The organism is Blautia sp. An46 (genome assembly GCF_002161645.1).
Classification (GTDB): Bacteria; Bacillota; Clostridia; order Lachnospirales; family Lachnospiraceae; genus Blautia; species Blautia ornithocaccae.
The window spans coordinates 16,781-32,734 of record NZ_NFIF01000025.1 but is presented as its reverse complement, the minus strand read 5'-3'; the positions used below and the strand labels follow the sequence as shown (position 1 = coordinate 32,734).

Genomic DNA, 15,954 nt, shown 5'->3' with positions numbered 1-15,954 from the left:
AGTTATCTCCCATCTGCTATATTTTTCCCATAAGTCCGGTTTTCATTCCAGTTCAGATTCAGACAAACTGCTATATGAAAGAGAAGCGGGGTACTACACTAAAAAGAACGTTCCAGCTTTTCCGCCATTTCGTCTATGTCTGCCTCTGTAATAATCAGAGGTGGAACAAAGCGCAGCACATCAGTGCCAGCAGAAAGAACAAAAAGCCCATTTTCTATAGCCTTATTGATAATCTCTCCCACAGGTCTTCCAGATACTACAACGCCCTGCATCAGGCCTTTTCCTCTCCGCTCAGTAAGAAAATCATATTTTTCCACCAGTTCATCCAGTTTCTTTTCCAGATAAGGAGCTATTTTTTGTACATGCTCCAGGATTTTTTCCTCTTCAAAAAGGTCGAAAACTTTGCTAACTGCCCTGCAGGCAAGAGGATTTCCGCCGTAAGTAGTGCCATGGTCTCCCGGTACCAGAGAATTCTGGGCAGTTTTTTCATTCAGCACAAAAGCCCCTACCGGCACACCGCAGCCCAAAGCTTTTGCTGTAGTCATAATATCCGGCTCCACCTCATAATCCTGATAAGCAAACATACTGCCTGTCCTGCCCATTCCACACTGAATTTCATCCAGGATCAGCAGAATGTCCTTTTCGTCACAGAGACTGCGAAGCCCCTGAAGGAACTCCCGGCTGGCAGGATAGATTCCTCCTTCTCCCTGTACAGGCTCCAGGATAATAGCGCAGGTTTTTTCTGTAATCTGTTCCTTCACGCTGTCCAAATCATTAAAATCAGCAAAACGGATCCCGCCGATCAGAGGTTTAAAGGGTTCCTGATAATGGGCATTTCCCGTAACAGACAGTGCACCCAGGCTTCTGCCATGAAAGGAGTGTTTCATAGCTATGATCTCATGATCTGTACTTCCATCCCTCAGCCAGGCATATTTTCTGGCAGCCTTAATAGCCCCTTCAATAGCTTCTGTACCACTGTTGGTAAAGAAAACTTTACTCAGTCCCGATGCCTTTAATAGCTTTTCGGCAGCCTCTGTCATAGGCATATTATAAAAAAGATTCGAGGTATGTATCAGTTTGTCAACCTGGTCCTTTAAAGCCTGATTATATGCTTTATTTCCATACCCCAGGGCAAAGACTGCAATTCCTGCTCCAAAATCCAGGTATTCTTTTCCATCCAGGTCATAGAGCCTGACGCCTTCTCCCCTCTCCAGAACCACAGGAAAACGATTATAAGTGTGAAGCACTGCATTTTCTGCTCTATCCATATATTCCTTACTACACATCATAATATTGTATTCCATCCTTTCTCAAAATCGCAGTTCCAATACCTTTATCTGTAAAGATTTCCAGAAGAAGGCAGTGCTTAATTCTTCCATCCAGGATATGGACTCTGGATACGCCTCCTTCAATGGCATCCACACAGTTCTGCAGCTTGGGAATCATGCCTCCCCCTACATTCCCGCTGTTGATCAGCTCTCTTGCTTCTTTTACAAAAAGCTTGGAAATCAAAGTAGAAGGATCTTCCGGGTCTCTGTATACACCTTCAATATCTGTAAGGAAAGCCAGTTTTTCTGCATGCATCTGCTTTGCGATAGCGCAGGCTGCGTCATCTGCGTTAATATTATAGGTCTGGAAATTCTCGTCCAATCCCACTGGACATACAATAGGCAGGAAATCTTTTTCCAGAAGATCTGAAAGAATTTTAGGATTTACTTCTGTAATATTTCCCACAAATCCTATGTCCTGTCCATTAGAGAATTTTTTCTCTACCTTAAGGAGATTTCCATCTTTACCGCTGACTCCCACAGCCTTTACTCCCAGAGACTCTACCAGGGCTACCAGTTCTTTATTTACCTTGTTCAGAACCATCTCTGCCAGCTCCATCGTCTCACCGTCTGTCACTCTCAGGCCGTTAATAAACTGTGGCTCCTTGCCCACCTTGCTGACCCAGCGGCTGATTTCTTTTCCTCCTCCATGAACAATAATCGGTTTAAATCCCACCAGCTTTAAAAGTACCACATCCTGGATAACCGTTTTTTTCAGCTGTTCATCTACCATAGCGCTTCCGCCATATTTTACTACAATAATTTTTCTGTTAAATCTCTGAATATAGGGAAGGGCCTCGATCAACACTTCCGCCTTGTCCAGATATTTCTGCTTTACCATTCCACTTTCCCCCTTATGAGCGGTAATCCGCGTTTATTTTCACATAATCATAGGTAAGATCACAACCCCAGGCCGTGGCTGTCTCTTCTCCCATTTTTATATCAGCGATAACAGTCACTTTATCTTCTGAAAGGATTTTCGTTGCTTCTTCTTCGCTGTAATCCGTTCCAATACCGTCCTTCATGATCTGTATTCTTCCTGCCCTGCTCTCAAATACCAGGTCTACTTTTTCCGGGTCAAACTGCGCCCCTGAATATCCCATGGCGCACAAGATCCTTCCCCAGTTAGCATCATGACCAAAAATGGCGGCCTTCGTCAGATTGGAAGTGATCACAGATTTGCTGAGGGTCACTGCCTGTTCCTTTGTCTGAGCTCCTGTAATCTTGACTTCAAACAAAGCAGTGGCTCCCTCTCCATCTCCTGCGATCTTCTGAGCCAGCGTCTTATTTACATAGTCCAGTCCCTTCTTAAAAATCTCATAATCCTGATTTTTTTCTGTGATCTTAGGATTTCCTGCCATTGCATTTGCCAGGACTAATACCGTATCATTTGTAGATGTGTCTCCATCCACAGAAATCATATTATAAGAATCCTGTACGCTTTCTCTTAAAGCCTCTTTTAAAAGATTTTTATCGATGTCCACATCTGTGGTCACAAAAGACAGCATGGTGCACATATTTGGATGGATCATTCCAGAGCCCTTGCACATACCTCCGATAGTCACTTTTTTCCCGGAAAGCTCCATCTCTACAGCCACTTCCTTTTTCACTGTATCTGTGGTCATGATCGCTTCTGCCGCCAAAGTTCCTGCCTCTTTTGTTCCCAGAAGCATAGGGGCCAGCTTCTTTACTCCTTCTTTCAAAACTGCCATGGGAAGCTGCTGTCCGATCACTCCTGTAGAAGCTACCAGCACCTCTTCTGCAGAAATGCCCAATGCTTTCCCTGCAGCCTTAGCTGTCTCCTGGCAGTAGCTGTATCCCTCCTGGCCGGTACAGGCATTGGCAATTCCGCTGTTGCATACCACAGCCTGCACATAATCTGATTCCTCTACTATTTTCTGGTCCCACTTTACCGGAGCTGCCTTTACTACGTTTGTAGTAAAGGTGCCTGCACATACACAGGGCTTTTCACTGTAAACCATGGCCATGTCTTTTGTACCGCCTTTTTTTATTCCTGCGGCAATTCCTGCAGCCTGAAATCCCTGGGCCGCCGTTACGCCTCCCTCTGTTACATTTATCTTATCTTCCATTTTCTTCAAATTCTCCTTTCCTCAAAAACCGGCTTTTTATGGGAACATAGGCACCAGCTGAAGTCCCTGGGCCTCTTCCAGGCCAAACATAAGGTTCATATTCTGCACCGCCTGACCTGCAGCTCCTTTTACCAGATTGTCAATGGCTCCCATCATAATGATCCGGTTAGTCCTGGGATCGATCTTAAAATTAATATCCACATAATTGCTTCCCTCTACCCATTTTGTCTGAGGATACATATCCTTGTCCAGGACACGGATAAATTTTTCTTTCTTATAATATTTGTCGTAAATTTCTTTAACCTCTTCATAAGAAACCTGCTTTGTCAGAGAAGCATAAGCGGTAGCCAGGATTCCTCTGTTCATAGGAACCAGATGAGGCGTAAAGTTTAAGGTAATCTTTTTTCCTGCAGCGTATCCCAGCTGCTCTTCGATTTCCGGTGTATGCCGGTGATTTCCTACACTGTATGCTTTCATATTTTCATTTACTTCGCAGAAAAGATTATCCACCTTTGCTCCACGTCCCGCTCCTGAGGTACCGGATTTTGCATCAATGATCAGAGTATCCGGATCGATCAGTCCTTCTTTCACCAGAGGATAGCAGGTTAGTATGCTGCAGGTAGTGTAGCATCCCGGATTGGCCACCAGCCTGGCCTTTTTTATGTCTTCCCGGTTGATCTCACAGAGGCCGTACACTGCTTCTGGTATAAACTCCGGCGCTTTATGGGAAATTTTATACCACTCTTCATAGATCTTCACATCTTTAATCCGGAAGTCTGCACTCAGATCAATAATCTTTACTTTTGATAGAATCTCTTCATTCACCATGGAAGCGCACAATCCCTGGTGCGTAGCAGTAAAGATTACATCCACCTGGTCCGCCAGCTCTGCCATATTATCATCCAGACAGGTATCTTCCACAAGCTCAAACATATTCTGGTAAACTTCATAATATTTTTTATCAATATAGCTTCTGGAGCCATACCACTTAATCTCTGCATTTTTATGTCCCAGCAGAAGACGCACCAGCTCTTCTCCAGCATATCCGGTAGCTCCGATAATTCCCACTTTAATCATATTCCCATCCTCGTTTTCTTTTTTTCTGTGTTCATCATACTCCTGTTCTTTCGCTCATGCAAGCAGAAGTTATGCATATTTTCTCCGAAATATTGAATAATTATACATCTCTCTTCATATATATGCAAGATATATTTTTTATTTTTCTATAATTTACCCATTAAAAAACCCCGCTGTTTCGTGGTCATAATAATAGGTAATCTTTTATATAACTCTCTGTCATAAAGAAAAGCCTGGATTTTTTACAATTTACTATTGCATAATTATAATAATTGTTGTATAGTACCAATAGCAACGAAATCAATAACGTACTTTATATATTTTCAGGAGGATGATCTTATGAAAGAAAAAGTTGTTTTAGCATATTCCGGCGGTCTGGATACCACCGCCTTGATTCCCTGGTTAAAGGAGAATTTTGATTATGAAGTTATCTGCTGCTGTGTCAACTGTGGACAAGGGGCAGAGCTGGATGGACTGGATGAAAGAGCAAAACTGTCCGGAGCTTCTAAATTATATATTGAGGATATTGTAGATGAATTCTGTGAAGATTATATCATGCCCTGTGTTCAGGCAGGAGCTGTGTATGAGCATAAATATCTTCTGGGTACATCTATGGCCCGTCCTGGAATCGCAAAGAAACTGGTGGAGATTGCCAGAAAAGAAGGTGCTGTTGCCATCTGCCACGGCGCCACAGGAAAGGGAAATGACCAGATCCGTTTTGAGCTGAGCATCAAGGCCCTGGCTCCCGACATCAAGATCATCGCTCCCTGGCGTATGACCGATGTATGGACAATGCAGTCCCGTGAAGACGAAATTGCTTTCTGCAAAGCCCACGGCATTGATCTTCCTTTCGATGTCAGCCACAGCTACAGCCGTGACCGGAACTTATGGCATATCAGCCATGAAGGCCTGGAGCTGGAAGACCCTTCCCAGGAGCCAAACTATGACAACCTCCTGGTTCTCAGCGTAACACCTGAAAAAGCCCCTGACAAAGAAACTGAAATCACCATGACTTTTGAAGCCGGAGTTCCAAAAACATTAAACGGAAAAGCTATGAAAGTATCCGAGATTATCACTGAGCTGAATAGACTGGGCGGTGAAAATGGTATCGGTATTATTGATATTGTAGAAAATCGTGTAGTAGGAATGAAATCCAGAGGTGTCTATGAGACTCCTGGGGGAACAATCCTCATGGAAGCTCATGATCAGCTGGAAGAACTGATTTTAGACAGAGATACTATGGAAACCAAGAAAAAACTGGGCAGCCAGCTTGCTCAGGTAGTATATGAAGGAAAATGGTTCACTCCTTTAAGAGAGGCCATCCAGGCTTTCGTAGAATCTACCCAGAAATATGTGACTGGTGAAGTAAAATTAAAACTGTATAAAGGCAATATCATCAAGGCAGGCACTACTTCTCCATACAGCCTGTACAATGAATCTCTTGCCTCCTTCACCACTGGCGATATGTATGATCATCATGACGCTGACGGTTTCATTACTTTGTTCGGACTGCCTCTGAAGGTCCGCGCAATGAAGCTGATGGAAGCAAAGAACAACAATAAATAAGCCATACCCTAAGTTTTGATAGAGAAAAAACCGATGAGATTCGCACCCCTCATCGGTTTTTTCTATTAGTTTTTTCTGTCTTCTTCTATTTTTCCATAAATACTGGCAGGGACTCTGGCCTTTACATGTATGCCCTCAGAAGTATATTCTTCCACAAGGAGCTGTCCATATTTTCTGATCAGCTGAATCTTCCCTGCTTCCTGGTATCCATAGTTTCTTTCCAGATAAATCTGATTCTCAGTAAGGATTTTTTCCATAACTTCTTTAAACTCTGTCAGTCCCTGCCCTGTCCTGGCAGAAATCTTCAGCACATAGTCTGCCTGAAAGTCCCTGAAAATCTTTTCTTCTTCCACCTTATCCTGTTTGTTGAAAAGAGTCACTACTTTCTTGTTCTCTACTCCAAGTTCTTTCAGAGTCTGATACACCACAAACATCTGCTCATCCATCTGAGGATTAGAAGCATCCACTACATGAATGATCACATCTGCATATTTTGCCTCTTCCAAAGTACTCTTAAAGGCCTCAATAAGATGATGGGGCAGTTTCCGGATAAATCCAACTGTATCTGTCAAATACATTTTCTGTTTTCGGGGAAGTTCCAGAACTCTGGTCGTAGGGTCCAGAGTGGCAAACAGTTTATCTTCTTCCAGCACTGCTGCATGGGTAAGGGTATTCAAAAGAGTGGATTTACCTGCATTGGTATATCCTACAATGGCTCCAGTGAGCAGGTTCTCCTTCTTCCTGCCTTCCCTGAGGAGTTCTCTGTGGCGCTTCACCTGTTCCAGTTCCCGCTTTAACTGAGAGATCCTGGTTTTGATCAACCTTCGGTCTACCTCCAGCTTTTTCTCACCGGGACCCCTTGTCCCGATTCCGCCTCCCAATCGGGAAAGGGATGTGCCAAGGCCTGTCAGCCGGGCAGCCCGGTATCTGAGCTGGGCCAGCTCCACCTGAATTTTGCCCTCGCTGGTTTTTGCCCTGGAAGCAAAGATATCCAGGATTACAACGGTTCTGTCCATGACTTTACATTCCAGTTCCCGCTCCAGATTATTCATCTGAGACGGTGACAGTTCATCGTCACAGACAATCCCCGTAGCATCCAGAGCCCGCACCGCCATCTGGATTTCCTCCAGTTTTCCGGTTCCTACATAATAGCCTGGATGTATCCCCTCACGGCTCTGAACTACTCTTCCTACAGTCTGGGCTCCTGCTGTCTCTACCAGTTCTTCCAGCTCATCCAGAGAATCCTGAACATCTTCATTCTCCCTGGTAGCCACTCCCACCAGGATTACTCTTTCTTTTTCTTCCTTTAACTCAAATAAATCCATATACTCTCCTATTCAAGTATTCAAGACTCCTTCGCAAGTCCTTAGCGGGATTCGGTCTTCTCCGGCAGACAGCTCAGCCCTATCTCGTTTCCAGAAAATAATTTTCTCTTATGGCGTCTTCGTCTGCAGGATACTGTTCCAGATACTGGCTGATCTCCTCCTTGGCAGTGTCATAATCCGCCATCCTCTCATATACGACAATCTGATTAAAAAGCAGTGCCTGATTTTCATCCTGATCGTCCTGTTCAAGCCCTTTCTGGATATAAGACAGTGCCGAGTCATAGTCTTCTTCGAGAACGGAACAGTATGCCAGTCCGCCGTAAGCTCCTGCCGTCAGTTCCTTTACATCCAGACACTGTTCATAATTTTCCTTAGCCTTCTGGGTATCTCCGGCTGCCAGGTACACCCGTCCCAGGTAGAGCTGCGCCGTGGAATATCCTTTGTCAGCAGAAGTCTTCAGTGCCTCTTCCGCATTTTTATAATCTTCCAGATAATAGTATATCCTTCCCCTGTGATAATAATCCTCTCCGTTTCCAGGATCGATATCCAGAGCCTCTTCCAGATATTCACTTCCATCTGCATTCAGCCCGCAGTCTCTGTACACCATATAAACATCCAGATAATCCTCATAATCCTTCGAACCTGATACTACTCTGGCAAAGTTAGTATCTGCCTGGCTGTAATCATCTAAGTGGAGATATGCGCTTCCTCTCAGAAAATAGGCATCTTTCTCCCTGCTGCTTTCTAAAAGAGTATCACAGGTATCCACACATCCCTGATAATCTCCCTGATGATACTGGGCGTCTGCAAGATATAAATTCAAATCTTTCCGCATAGCTCTGTCTGACCTTCCGGTCAGTCCCAGGGCTGTCTCAAATGCCTCCTGAGCCTTATCATAAACACCCTGTTCCGTCCAGGCAATGCCGATTCCTCTCCAGGATTCCACAGCATGATCGCCTTCCTCCACAGCATCCTGGAAGTCTTCTATAGCCTGGGTATAATTCTGCTCCTCCAGATTTGTTTTTCCTGTTTCATAAGAGGTAGGAGCGCTGCTGCAGCCTCCCAGCAGGCACAGCCCAAAGCCTGCCGCTACAAGGATTTTTTTCTTCACCTGTACATCTCCGTTTCTCCAGTGTGCTGGCATATTCACTCTCAGTTAAGGACCAGATTCTCAGCCTCCATAACATCCACGATCTGCTGAACATGCTCTTCGCAAATCTGGTCTGTAGGAGCCTCTACCATAACCCTGATAAGAGGTTCTGTTCCGCTCTCGCGAACCAGAATCCTGCCGTCGCTTCCAAGAGCTTCTTCTGCCTTCTGTATAGCTTCTATAACCTTCTGATTTTCCCTGGCCTGTTTCTTATCGTGGACTTTTACATTTTTCAGTACCTGGGGATAAATCTTTACTTCTCTCGTAAGGGTGCTGAGGGAAACTTTCTTTTCAATGATCACTTCCATTAATTTCAGTGAAGTGAGAATGCCGTCTCCGGTAGTCGCATGTTTAGAAAAGATGATATGTCCGGACTGCTCTCCGCCAATGGAGTGGCCATTTGTCATCATATTTTCGCAGACATATTTATCTCCGACAGCTGTCTGTTCATAGAGAATTCCCTCTCTGTCCAGAGCTTTATAAAGCCCCAGATTAGACATTACTGTGGTAACAATAGTATTATTGTTCAGCTGTCCCTGCTCTTTCATATATTTACCGCATACATACAGGATCAGGTCTCCATTTACTTCATTTCCCTGATCATCTACGGCAATGCATCTGTCCGCGTCTCCGTCATAGGCAAATCCTACATCCAGCTGATTTTCTTTTACGAAATTTTTAAGCTCCTCAATATGGGTAGAGCCGCAGTTTGTATTGATATTGGTTCCATCTGGCTCATTGTGGATCACATAGGTCTTGGCTCCCAGGGCATCAAAAACACTTTTTGCAATGGCAGATGCACTTCCGTTTGCACAGTCCAGTCCTACCCGAACATTTTTGAATGCTCTGGTTGGAATAGAAATCAAATAGCCGATATAACGGTTTCTTCCTGCTGAGAAGTCCACAGTACGGCCTATATTCTCCCTTTTTGCCAGAGGCAGTTCAGGAATTTCTCCGTCAATATAAGCCTCAATCTGAGCTTCTACTGCCCCGTCCATTTTCTGACCATTTCCGTTGATAATCTTAATTCCATTGTCATAGAAAGGATTATGGCTGGCAGAGATCATAATTCCACAGTCAAAATTTTCTGTTCTTACTACATAAGAAACACTTGGCGTAGTCGTTACATGGAGAAGAAAAACATCTGCTCCAGAAGCTGTCAAACCTGCTACTAAAGAGTATTCAAACATGTAGCTGCTTCTTCTGGTGTCCTTTCCGATAACAATCTGAGCCTTATGTTCTTTTCCGAAATACCATCCCAGAAAACGGCCTACTTTAAAAGCATGCTCTACAGTTAAATTTACATTTGCTTCTCCTCGGAAGCCGTCTGTTCCAAAATATTTACCCATAACTGACTCCTTTACATCAAAATTCAGGGGTCAAAATACCTTTGACCCCATAACGTCACGGATTCTGCTCTTTATGCCTGAGGAAAAAGGGGATTCGTATATACGCCCTTTTCTTCCAGCTCTTTAAAGGATTTCATTACGATTTCCTTATCTTCCTGATATGTTACGCCGAACCAGGTGTCATGTGTTTTCAGAACAGAAACTTCTGCCTTTCCTTCTTTGATCATCTGGTCCACAACACCCGGAAGAAGGTATTCTTTTTTAATATCTCCAGGCTGCACTCCAGCTAAAAATTCAACAAAGCCTTTTTCAAGCACTTCCATGAATTCTGGCTGAAATCCCCACATATTCATGGAAACCAGTGTCTGAGCATCCAGGTAGTTCTTTTCTCCTGTCTCCTCGTCTACTGCTGCCGGTCCTTCTTCAGTCTTCTGGATATTATAAGTCTCTGTAATACCTACCAGCTTTCTGTCAGGATTCAGGGCACATACTCCTCTGGTTACCCCGCCATTGTCGCTTAAAGTATTCTCCAGGATAAATCCTGCCATACAGATATCCATCTTCTCGCCGGCTTCTTTTTCTTCTACCAGATAGTCATGGATTTTTCCAAAAGCTTCCTTACCGTAGTAATCATCAGCATTGATTACCAGGAAAGGCTCCTGGACTGCTTTCTTTGCTGCCAGTACTGCCTGGCCAGTTCCCCAGGGTTTTGTCCTGTCTTCCGGGCAGGTAAAGCCTTCCGGAAGGTCATTCAGATCCTGATATACATAAGCTACTTCTGCAACTTTCTCTATCTTGTCTCCGATAATCTCTTTAAATTCTTTTTCAATATCTTTACGGATAATGAAAACTACTTTATTAAATCCCGCCTCTAATGCATCGTGAATGGAATACTCCATAATGATTTCACCGCTGGGACCTACTTTTGCCAGCTGTTTGATTCCCTTGCCAAAGCGGCTGCCAAGTCCGGCTGCCATAATGACTAATGCTGTTTTTTTCATCTTCCCTTTTCTCCTATTGTATTTTTCTCGGTGCTACTAATATACTATAAAAAGCAGGAAATTTCAACCGGTCTTCCTTCCAGTCACGCAGATCATCTGGTCCTGTCCACGGTATATTTTTGTCTGCTTGAATCCTGTTTTCTTCCTATACAATAATCTCTGACTGAAAATACTGCTCCTGAAAATATATCTGTTCCTGTATCTGTTCTCTGGTAAAGGACAGTTTTTCCGGAGCCACCACCCATTTCTCTTCTATATCGTCCAGCCGATGCACAATACCGATAATCCTTCCCGTAAATTCTTTCACAGGCTGGTCCACTCCCAGAATATATGCATCCTGTTCTTCGCCATCAGGGGCCAGGATTCCTTCTATATATCCATAATTCACAGGATAATACAGATTCTGATGTTTCGGATGAAAGCTTCCCATTGGACGGTCAACGGTAACCTTTACAAGTTTCCCTAACATGGCTGTTCCATCAATCATGAATTTCTCCTTTTTGTGTTTTAACGACTCTTGAATCTTGTTACCTGATATGATATATTATAGACAGAAAAAGGAGCAACCGCCCACAAGGGGTTGACCTCGTAATAAGGAAGAACATAGAATTACCACCTCATTACTCTGCCAAAGTTCCGGGGTGGTTTTTCTATGCTTTAAAACATTATCGACAGAACGTAAATACGAATGTCAGCAATGCTAAAATGAACGTTCCAAAAACTACCAAGTCTTTGAAATCAAATGGTTTCTTGTCCATCAGCACCACCCCCATTCTATGTAAGAATAGAGGCCAGCCACCCTGTAACACGATTACTCCGTAGACAGAGTATAACACACTCCATATGACAAGACAATCAACTTTTTGTTCTAAATGGAATTTTAGAATAAGGCTTTTTCAATTTGTAAACACTTCTGAACGTTAAAATGCTGTCAGTGTACAAGGAGCTGAAATACAGCTCCTTCTTTCATACGAAAATTTGTGTATTACACGGCAAAATTTAGGGCTTCCGTCGACTTTTCATATCAACGGAAGCCCTTATTTTTTTAATATTTCTTTAGAACTTGCCAGCCTTAGCAGCTTCTTCGATAGCAACTGCAACAGCTACTGTCATACCAACCATTGGGTTGTTTCCTGCGCCGATGAGACCCATCATCTCAACGTGTGCAGGTACAGAAGAAGAACCTGCAAACTGAGCGTCAGAATGCATACGTCCTAATGTATCTGTCATACCATAGGAAGCAGGACCTGCTGCCATATTGTCTGGATGCAGTGTACGTCCTGTACCGCCGCCAGAAGCAACGGAGAAGTATTTCTTTCCAGCCTCTACGCACTCTTTCTTGTAAGTACCTGCAACTGGATGCTGGAAACGTGTTGGGTTTGTGGAGTTACCTGTAATGGAAACGTCAACGCCTTCCTTCCACATGATAGCAACACCTTCACGAACGTCGTTTGCTCCGTAGCAGTTTACTTTTGCACGAGGTCCGTCAGAGTATGCCTTACGGAATACTTCTTTCAGCTCTCCTGTATAGTAATCGTAATCTGTCTCAACATATGTAAATCCGTTGATACGCGCGATGATCTGTGCAGCGTCTTTTCCAAGGCCGTTTAAGATAACACGCAGTGGTTTCTGACGAACTTTGTTTGCTTTCTCAGCAATACCGATAGCGCCTTCTGCTGCTGCGAAAGATTCATGTCCTGCCAGGAAACAGAAGCAGTCTGTGTCTTCTTCCAGAAGCATTTTTCCTAAGTTACCATGTCCCAGACCTACTTTACGCTGATCTGCTACAGAACCTGGAATACAGAAAGCCTGAAGACCTTCGCCGATAGCTGCTGCTGCATCTGCCGCTCTCTTGCAGTCTTTCTTGATAGCGATAGCAGCGCCTACGATGTAAGCCCAGCATGCGTTTTCAAAGCAGATTGGCTGAATGCCTTTTACCATATCGTATACGTTTAACCCGGCGTCTTTTGTAATTTTTTCAGCTTCTTCGATGGAAGCAATACCATAGCTATTTAAAACCTGATTGATCTTGTCAATTCTTCTTTCATATGATTCAAATAAAGCCATTATGAAATCCTCCTATAATCATTACCTTTTGCTGCGTTTCGTCTCATTACTCTTCTCTTGGGTCAATGATCTTAACAGCGTCAGCAACACGTCCGTACTGTCCCTGTGCTTTTTCCCAAGCTACGTTTGGCTCGTCACCTTTCTTGATGAAATCTGTGAGTTTGCCAAGGTTTACGAATTTATAACCGATGATCTGGTCATCTTCGTCTAATGCGATTCCTGTAACGTAGCCTTCAGCCATTTCCAGATAACGAGGACCTTTCTTTAATGTTCCGTACATAGTACCAACCTGGGATCTCAGACCTTTTCCTAAGTCTTCCAGACCTGCTCCGATTGGAAGTCCGTCTTCAGAGAATGCGCTCTGTGTACGTCCGTAAACGATCTGCAGGAATAATTCTCTCATAGCTGTATTGATTGCGTCACAAACAAGGTCTGTATTTAACGCTTCCAGAATAGTTCTTCCTGGTAAAATCTCAGAAGCCATGGCTGCTGAATGAGTCATACCTGAGCATCCCAGTGTCTCAACTAAGGCTTCCTGAATGATTCCGTCCTTAACATTCAGAGTCAGCTTACATGCGCCCTGCTGAGGAGCACACCAGCCAACGCCATGTGTTAAACCTGAAATGTCTTTGATTTCTTTTGCTTTTACCCATTTTGCTTCTTCTGGGATTGGAGCTGCTCCGTGGTTCACACCCTGAGCTACTGGACACATTTTTTCTACTTCATGTGAATAAATCATTTTAAAACTCCTTTCAAGTATAAATTACTTAAAGTGCGCCGTATACGACACCTTATTCACAAACATTTTCTCACAAAGTGACAAAAAAATCCAGACCTATTTTTTTCGATTTCCATAGTTTTTGCAACTGTTCTATGATATATAGCTGAATACTTCTAGTCTGGGGTTCATGATTTTTTGAATCCCCCTGGCAAATCCCATAAAATAATGCTAAAATAAGTAAAACAACATCTTTATTATATTATTTTTTAGTTTTTCTCAAGAAAAGGAGGTATTTTGTATGAAAACTTATGAAATGATTCATGAAATCAGCGACATGTGCCGAGGCAAAATGGATTCTGATATTTCAGAAATTGAGACAGACAACCTGGATGAATACATGAGAACCCATATCAGCAAAGCGGCCACCTGTGAAAAAACCGAGCTGGAAAGCGGCGCTATTGTTTATGATGTGGTAACCAACGGGCTGAAAGAAAGATTCTCTTTCACAGAAATCTAAACTTACTTGTTTTATCATAAACTTATAAAGGGAGCGCAGTGTTTAGCGTACATGAAAAGGTATCCGTTAAACACTGCACTCCCTTTTATCTAGAGAAAATGCTGTATAAGCTGGGTAATGCTGGTAAGTCCCAGACTATACAAAAATATGGAACCTGGCTTTCCCAGAATAATGATAAGAGTAAATTTTCTCAGGGTCATTTTCGTCAGACCTGCAATATAGCACAAAAGATCATCAGGAGCCACCGGGAAGAAAATAGCGGCGGCAAAAGCCTTGTCAAAGGCTGTTCCCTTATCCAGCCAGCCGATATATTTCTTGTAGTTTTTCTCTCCGATCATATGCTGAACAAAGGATTTTCCATATCTTTTAGAGAGTACAAAGGCCAGTATGGAGCCCATGGAAATTCCCACATAATTATATACAAATCCCCATACCGGACCGAAGATCAAAACGCCGCCCAGACAGCCGATAGCTCCCGGAAGTATCGGTATCACCACCTGGATGCACTGAATAAGCACAAAGCACACCGGCGCCCACAGTCCGAACTTTCCCAGAAAAGCCTCCAGAGACTCTGCTGAGACAAAGATTCCTGTGCGGATACCATACCAGATAAACAGAGCCATAGCCGCCAGTCCTAAAAGGGTACATATATTTAAATATACTGCTGTTTTTTGTTTTCCCATAAAACTACTCTCCTGTTTGGGGCATCCCCTCTGTTTTTTTCTCTCTTCCTTGCCTGTTCTTCCTGAAAAATTTTCTCATAGAAACTCTCCCACATATTTCCTACATGTTCCCGGCTGTAAAATTTGTGTCCGGTAAAAGCAAGTTCTGCACTTTTCTCATAGAACTGCCGATTCTCTTTCAGTTTTTCCAAAGTCCTGATAAACATTTCCTGGTCCTGTCCCCGGAGGACATAATCAAACAATATGGGCTGATAGATATCCAGATCCCTGACCAGGATAGGGATACCGCAATTCATAGCCTCCAGGATTGTCATAGGAAACAGTTCTTCATAAGAGGGAAGGAACATCACATCTGCCATATTATAAATCTGGTTCATTTCTTCCCTGTCTACCAGTCCCAGAAATTTTACGTTTTCCGGAAGGTTTTCCATTCTGGCTTTAATTTCCTCGTACCCCTCAGAAATCTTTCCGAAAGAAAAGCCTCCTGCCCACACAAACTGACACTCCGGCATTTTTTCTGCCACATCCAGGAAATCAAAGACTCCTTTTCTTCTCTGCAGCTGTCCTGCACACAATATTGTAAAGGCCTCTGGGCGGATTCCGTATTTTTCTCTGGCCTTCCTCTTTTCTTCCTTTCCAAGAGGATAAAAATTCTTTTCTGACACTACATTGGGAATATAAGTAACTTTTTCACTGGGAATTCCATAATCTGCCAGCTTGTCAATAAATACTGGATTTACTGTCACCAGATAATCCATTCTCTTATAAAAAGAAATCATATATTTATAAAAAATATTCTTGGCAACCCTTGGAAGGGAAATGCTGTTTTCCACAGTTTCCGGAAGGAAATGTACATACCCCACCAGGGCTCCCTGTCTCCTTCTCCAGAAAGCAGACAGATAGAATTCCGGATTTATGGAATGGTAATGGGTAATCTCACTGGCTTCCCTGGAGTTTTCCCTAATCAGAGCTCTGTCTTTCATCACTTCTCTGGCCAGCTCTACCTGTTCATCATGGGCGGAAAGAACGCCCTGCCCCTTGACCATATCTGCTTTTGACAACATATTAATCCGTTTCATT

General features: G+C 43.4%; 15 protein-coding genes. 2 read left to right on the top strand and 13 right to left on the bottom strand.

Annotated features, from left to right (window positions below):
- Positions 1-98: 98 nt before the first annotated feature.
- Genes B5G00_RS16470 through argC form a run of 4 tightly spaced genes read right to left on the bottom strand, consistent with a single transcriptional unit; the run spans position 99 to position 4,495 of the window.
- On the bottom strand, positions 99-1,286 hold the full coding sequence (locus tag B5G00_RS16470) for an aspartate aminotransferase family protein (protein WP_087274763.1): 1,188 nt from the start codon (positions 1,284-1,286) through the stop codon (positions 99-101).
- Complete coding sequence (gene argB, locus B5G00_RS16465; protein ID WP_087274730.1) at positions 1,279-2,169, bottom strand: acetylglutamate kinase; 891 nt, start codon at positions 2,167-2,169, stop codon at positions 1,279-1,281. Before argB ends, B5G00_RS16470 begins: the two co-directional genes overlap by 8 nt.
- 13 nt (positions 2,170-2,182) lie before the next feature.
- Positions 2,183-3,418, bottom strand: coding sequence for a bifunctional glutamate N-acetyltransferase/amino-acid acetyltransferase ArgJ (argJ, locus tag B5G00_RS16460; protein WP_330396398.1), 1,236 nt, complete (start codon positions 3,416-3,418; stop codon positions 2,183-2,185).
- Between the two features lie 36 nt (positions 3,419-3,454).
- Complete coding sequence (gene argC / locus B5G00_RS16455; RefSeq protein ID WP_087274728.1) at positions 3,455-4,495, bottom strand: N-acetyl-gamma-glutamyl-phosphate reductase; 1,041 nt, start codon at positions 4,493-4,495, stop codon at positions 3,455-3,457.
- Between the two features lie 339 nt (positions 4,496-4,834).
- Between argC and B5G00_RS16450 the strand changes: the two genes are divergently transcribed.
- Complete coding sequence (locus tag B5G00_RS16450; protein WP_087274725.1) at positions 4,835-6,061, top strand: argininosuccinate synthase; 1,227 nt, start codon at positions 4,835-4,837, stop codon at positions 6,059-6,061.
- A 65-nt stretch (positions 6,062-6,126) separates the two neighbouring features.
- Here the strand turns inward: B5G00_RS16450 and hflX are convergent, their stop codons facing one another.
- The 7 genes from hflX to B5G00_RS16415 all read right to left on the bottom strand — a co-directional run bounded on the left by hflX (position 6,127) and on the right by B5G00_RS16415 (position 13,692).
- Positions 6,127-7,386 carry a GTPase HflX gene (gene hflX, locus B5G00_RS16445; protein ID WP_087274723.1) on the bottom strand — a complete coding sequence of 420 codons (1,260 nt, stop codon included), beginning with the start codon at positions 7,384-7,386 and terminating at the stop codon, positions 6,127-6,129.
- 79 nt (positions 7,387-7,465) lie between these two features.
- Entirely contained in the window at positions 7,466-8,497 is a 1,032-nt protein-coding gene (locus tag B5G00_RS16440) for a tetratricopeptide repeat protein (protein ID WP_242971399.1), read from the bottom strand.
- Positions 8,498-8,538: 41 nt separating this feature from the next.
- On the bottom strand, positions 8,539-9,885 hold the full coding sequence (glmM, locus tag B5G00_RS16435) for a phosphoglucosamine mutase (protein ID WP_087274722.1): 1,347 nt from the start codon (positions 9,883-9,885) through the stop codon (positions 8,539-8,541).
- Positions 9,886-9,956: 71 nt separating this feature from the next.
- Positions 9,957-10,886 carry a nucleotidyltransferase family protein gene (locus tag B5G00_RS16430; RefSeq protein WP_087274720.1) on the bottom strand — a complete coding sequence of 310 codons (930 nt, stop codon included), beginning with the start codon at positions 10,884-10,886 and terminating at the stop codon, positions 9,957-9,959.
- Between the two features lie 145 nt (positions 10,887-11,031).
- Complete coding sequence (locus B5G00_RS16425; protein WP_242971398.1) at positions 11,032-11,373, bottom strand: inorganic diphosphatase; 342 nt, start codon at positions 11,371-11,373, stop codon at positions 11,032-11,034.
- A gap of 569 nt (positions 11,374-11,942) precedes the next feature.
- Positions 11,943-12,953 carry a GGGtGRT protein gene (locus tag B5G00_RS16420; protein ID WP_087274717.1) on the bottom strand — a complete coding sequence of 337 codons (1,011 nt, stop codon included), beginning with the start codon at positions 12,951-12,953 and terminating at the stop codon, positions 11,943-11,945.
- 46 nt (positions 12,954-12,999) lie between these two features.
- Positions 13,000-13,692: an iron-sulfur cluster assembly scaffold protein gene (locus tag B5G00_RS16415; protein WP_087274715.1), complete on the bottom strand. Its 693-nt coding sequence runs from the start codon at positions 13,690-13,692 to the stop codon at positions 13,000-13,002.
- A gap of 280 nt (positions 13,693-13,972) precedes the next feature.
- On the opposite strand from B5G00_RS16415, the gene B5G00_RS16410 reads away from it, so the two are divergent.
- Positions 13,973-14,191 carry an acyl-ACP--UDP-N- acetylglucosamine O-acyltransferase gene (locus B5G00_RS16410; protein WP_087274714.1) on the top strand — a complete coding sequence of 73 codons (219 nt, stop codon included), beginning with the start codon at positions 13,973-13,975 and terminating at the stop codon, positions 14,189-14,191.
- An 89-nt stretch (positions 14,192-14,280) separates the two neighbouring features.
- Here the strand turns inward: B5G00_RS16410 and B5G00_RS16405 are convergent, their stop codons facing one another.
- Complete coding sequence (locus B5G00_RS16405) at positions 14,281-14,874, bottom strand: TVP38/TMEM64 family protein (protein WP_087274712.1); 594 nt, start codon at positions 14,872-14,874, stop codon at positions 14,281-14,283.
- On the bottom strand, positions 14,844-15,953 hold the full coding sequence (locus B5G00_RS16400) for a glycosyltransferase family 4 protein (protein ID WP_087274710.1): 1,110 nt from the start codon (positions 15,951-15,953) through the stop codon (positions 14,844-14,846). The genes B5G00_RS16405 and B5G00_RS16400 overlap by 31 nt, the downstream gene beginning before the upstream one ends.
- Position 15,954 lies beyond the last annotated feature (1 nt).

Excerpts from the sequence above, each read along its gene's own strand:
- B5G00_RS16470 (WP_087274763.1), bottom strand. The coding sequence starts at position 1,286 with ATGTGTAGTAAGGAATATATGGATAGAGCAGAAAATGCAGTGCTTCAC.
- argB (WP_087274730.1), bottom strand. The coding sequence starts at position 2,169 with ATGGTAAAGCAGAAATATCTGGACAAGGCGGAAGTGTTGATCGAGGCC.
- argJ (WP_330396398.1), bottom strand. The coding sequence starts at position 3,418 with ATGGAAGATAAGATAAATGTAACAGAGGGAGGCGTAACGGCGGCCCAG.
- argC (WP_087274728.1), bottom strand. The coding sequence starts at position 4,495 with ATGATTAAAGTGGGAATTATCGGAGCTACCGGATATGCTGGAGAAGAG.
- B5G00_RS16450 (WP_087274725.1), top strand. The coding sequence starts at position 4,835 with ATGAAAGAAAAAGTTGTTTTAGCATATTCCGGCGGTCTGGATACCACC.
- hflX (WP_087274723.1), bottom strand. The coding sequence starts at position 7,386 with ATGGATTTATTTGAGTTAAAGGAAGAAAAAGAAAGAGTAATCCTGGTG.
- glmM (WP_087274722.1), bottom strand. The coding sequence starts at position 9,885 with ATGGGTAAATATTTTGGAACAGACGGCTTCCGAGGAGAAGCAAATGTA.
- B5G00_RS16430 (WP_087274720.1), bottom strand. The coding sequence starts at position 10,886 with ATGAAAAAAACAGCATTAGTCATTATGGCAGCCGGACTTGGCAGCCGC.
- B5G00_RS16425 (WP_242971398.1), bottom strand. The coding sequence starts at position 11,373 with ATGATTGATGGAACAGCCATGTTAGGGAAACTTGTAAAGGTTACCGTT.
- B5G00_RS16420 (WP_087274717.1), bottom strand. The coding sequence starts at position 12,953 with ATGGCTTTATTTGAATCATATGAAAGAAGAATTGACAAGATCAATCAG.
- B5G00_RS16415 (WP_087274715.1), bottom strand. The coding sequence starts at position 13,692 with ATGATTTATTCACATGAAGTAGAAAAAATGTGTCCAGTAGCTCAGGGT.
- B5G00_RS16410 (WP_087274714.1), top strand. The coding sequence starts at position 13,973 with ATGAAAACTTATGAAATGATTCATGAAATCAGCGACATGTGCCGAGGC.
- B5G00_RS16405 (WP_087274712.1), bottom strand. The coding sequence starts at position 14,874 with ATGGGAAAACAAAAAACAGCAGTATATTTAAATATATGTACCCTTTTA.
- B5G00_RS16400 (WP_087274710.1), bottom strand. The coding sequence starts at position 15,953 with ATGAAACGGATTAATATGTTGTCAAAAGCAGATATGGTCAAGGGGCAG.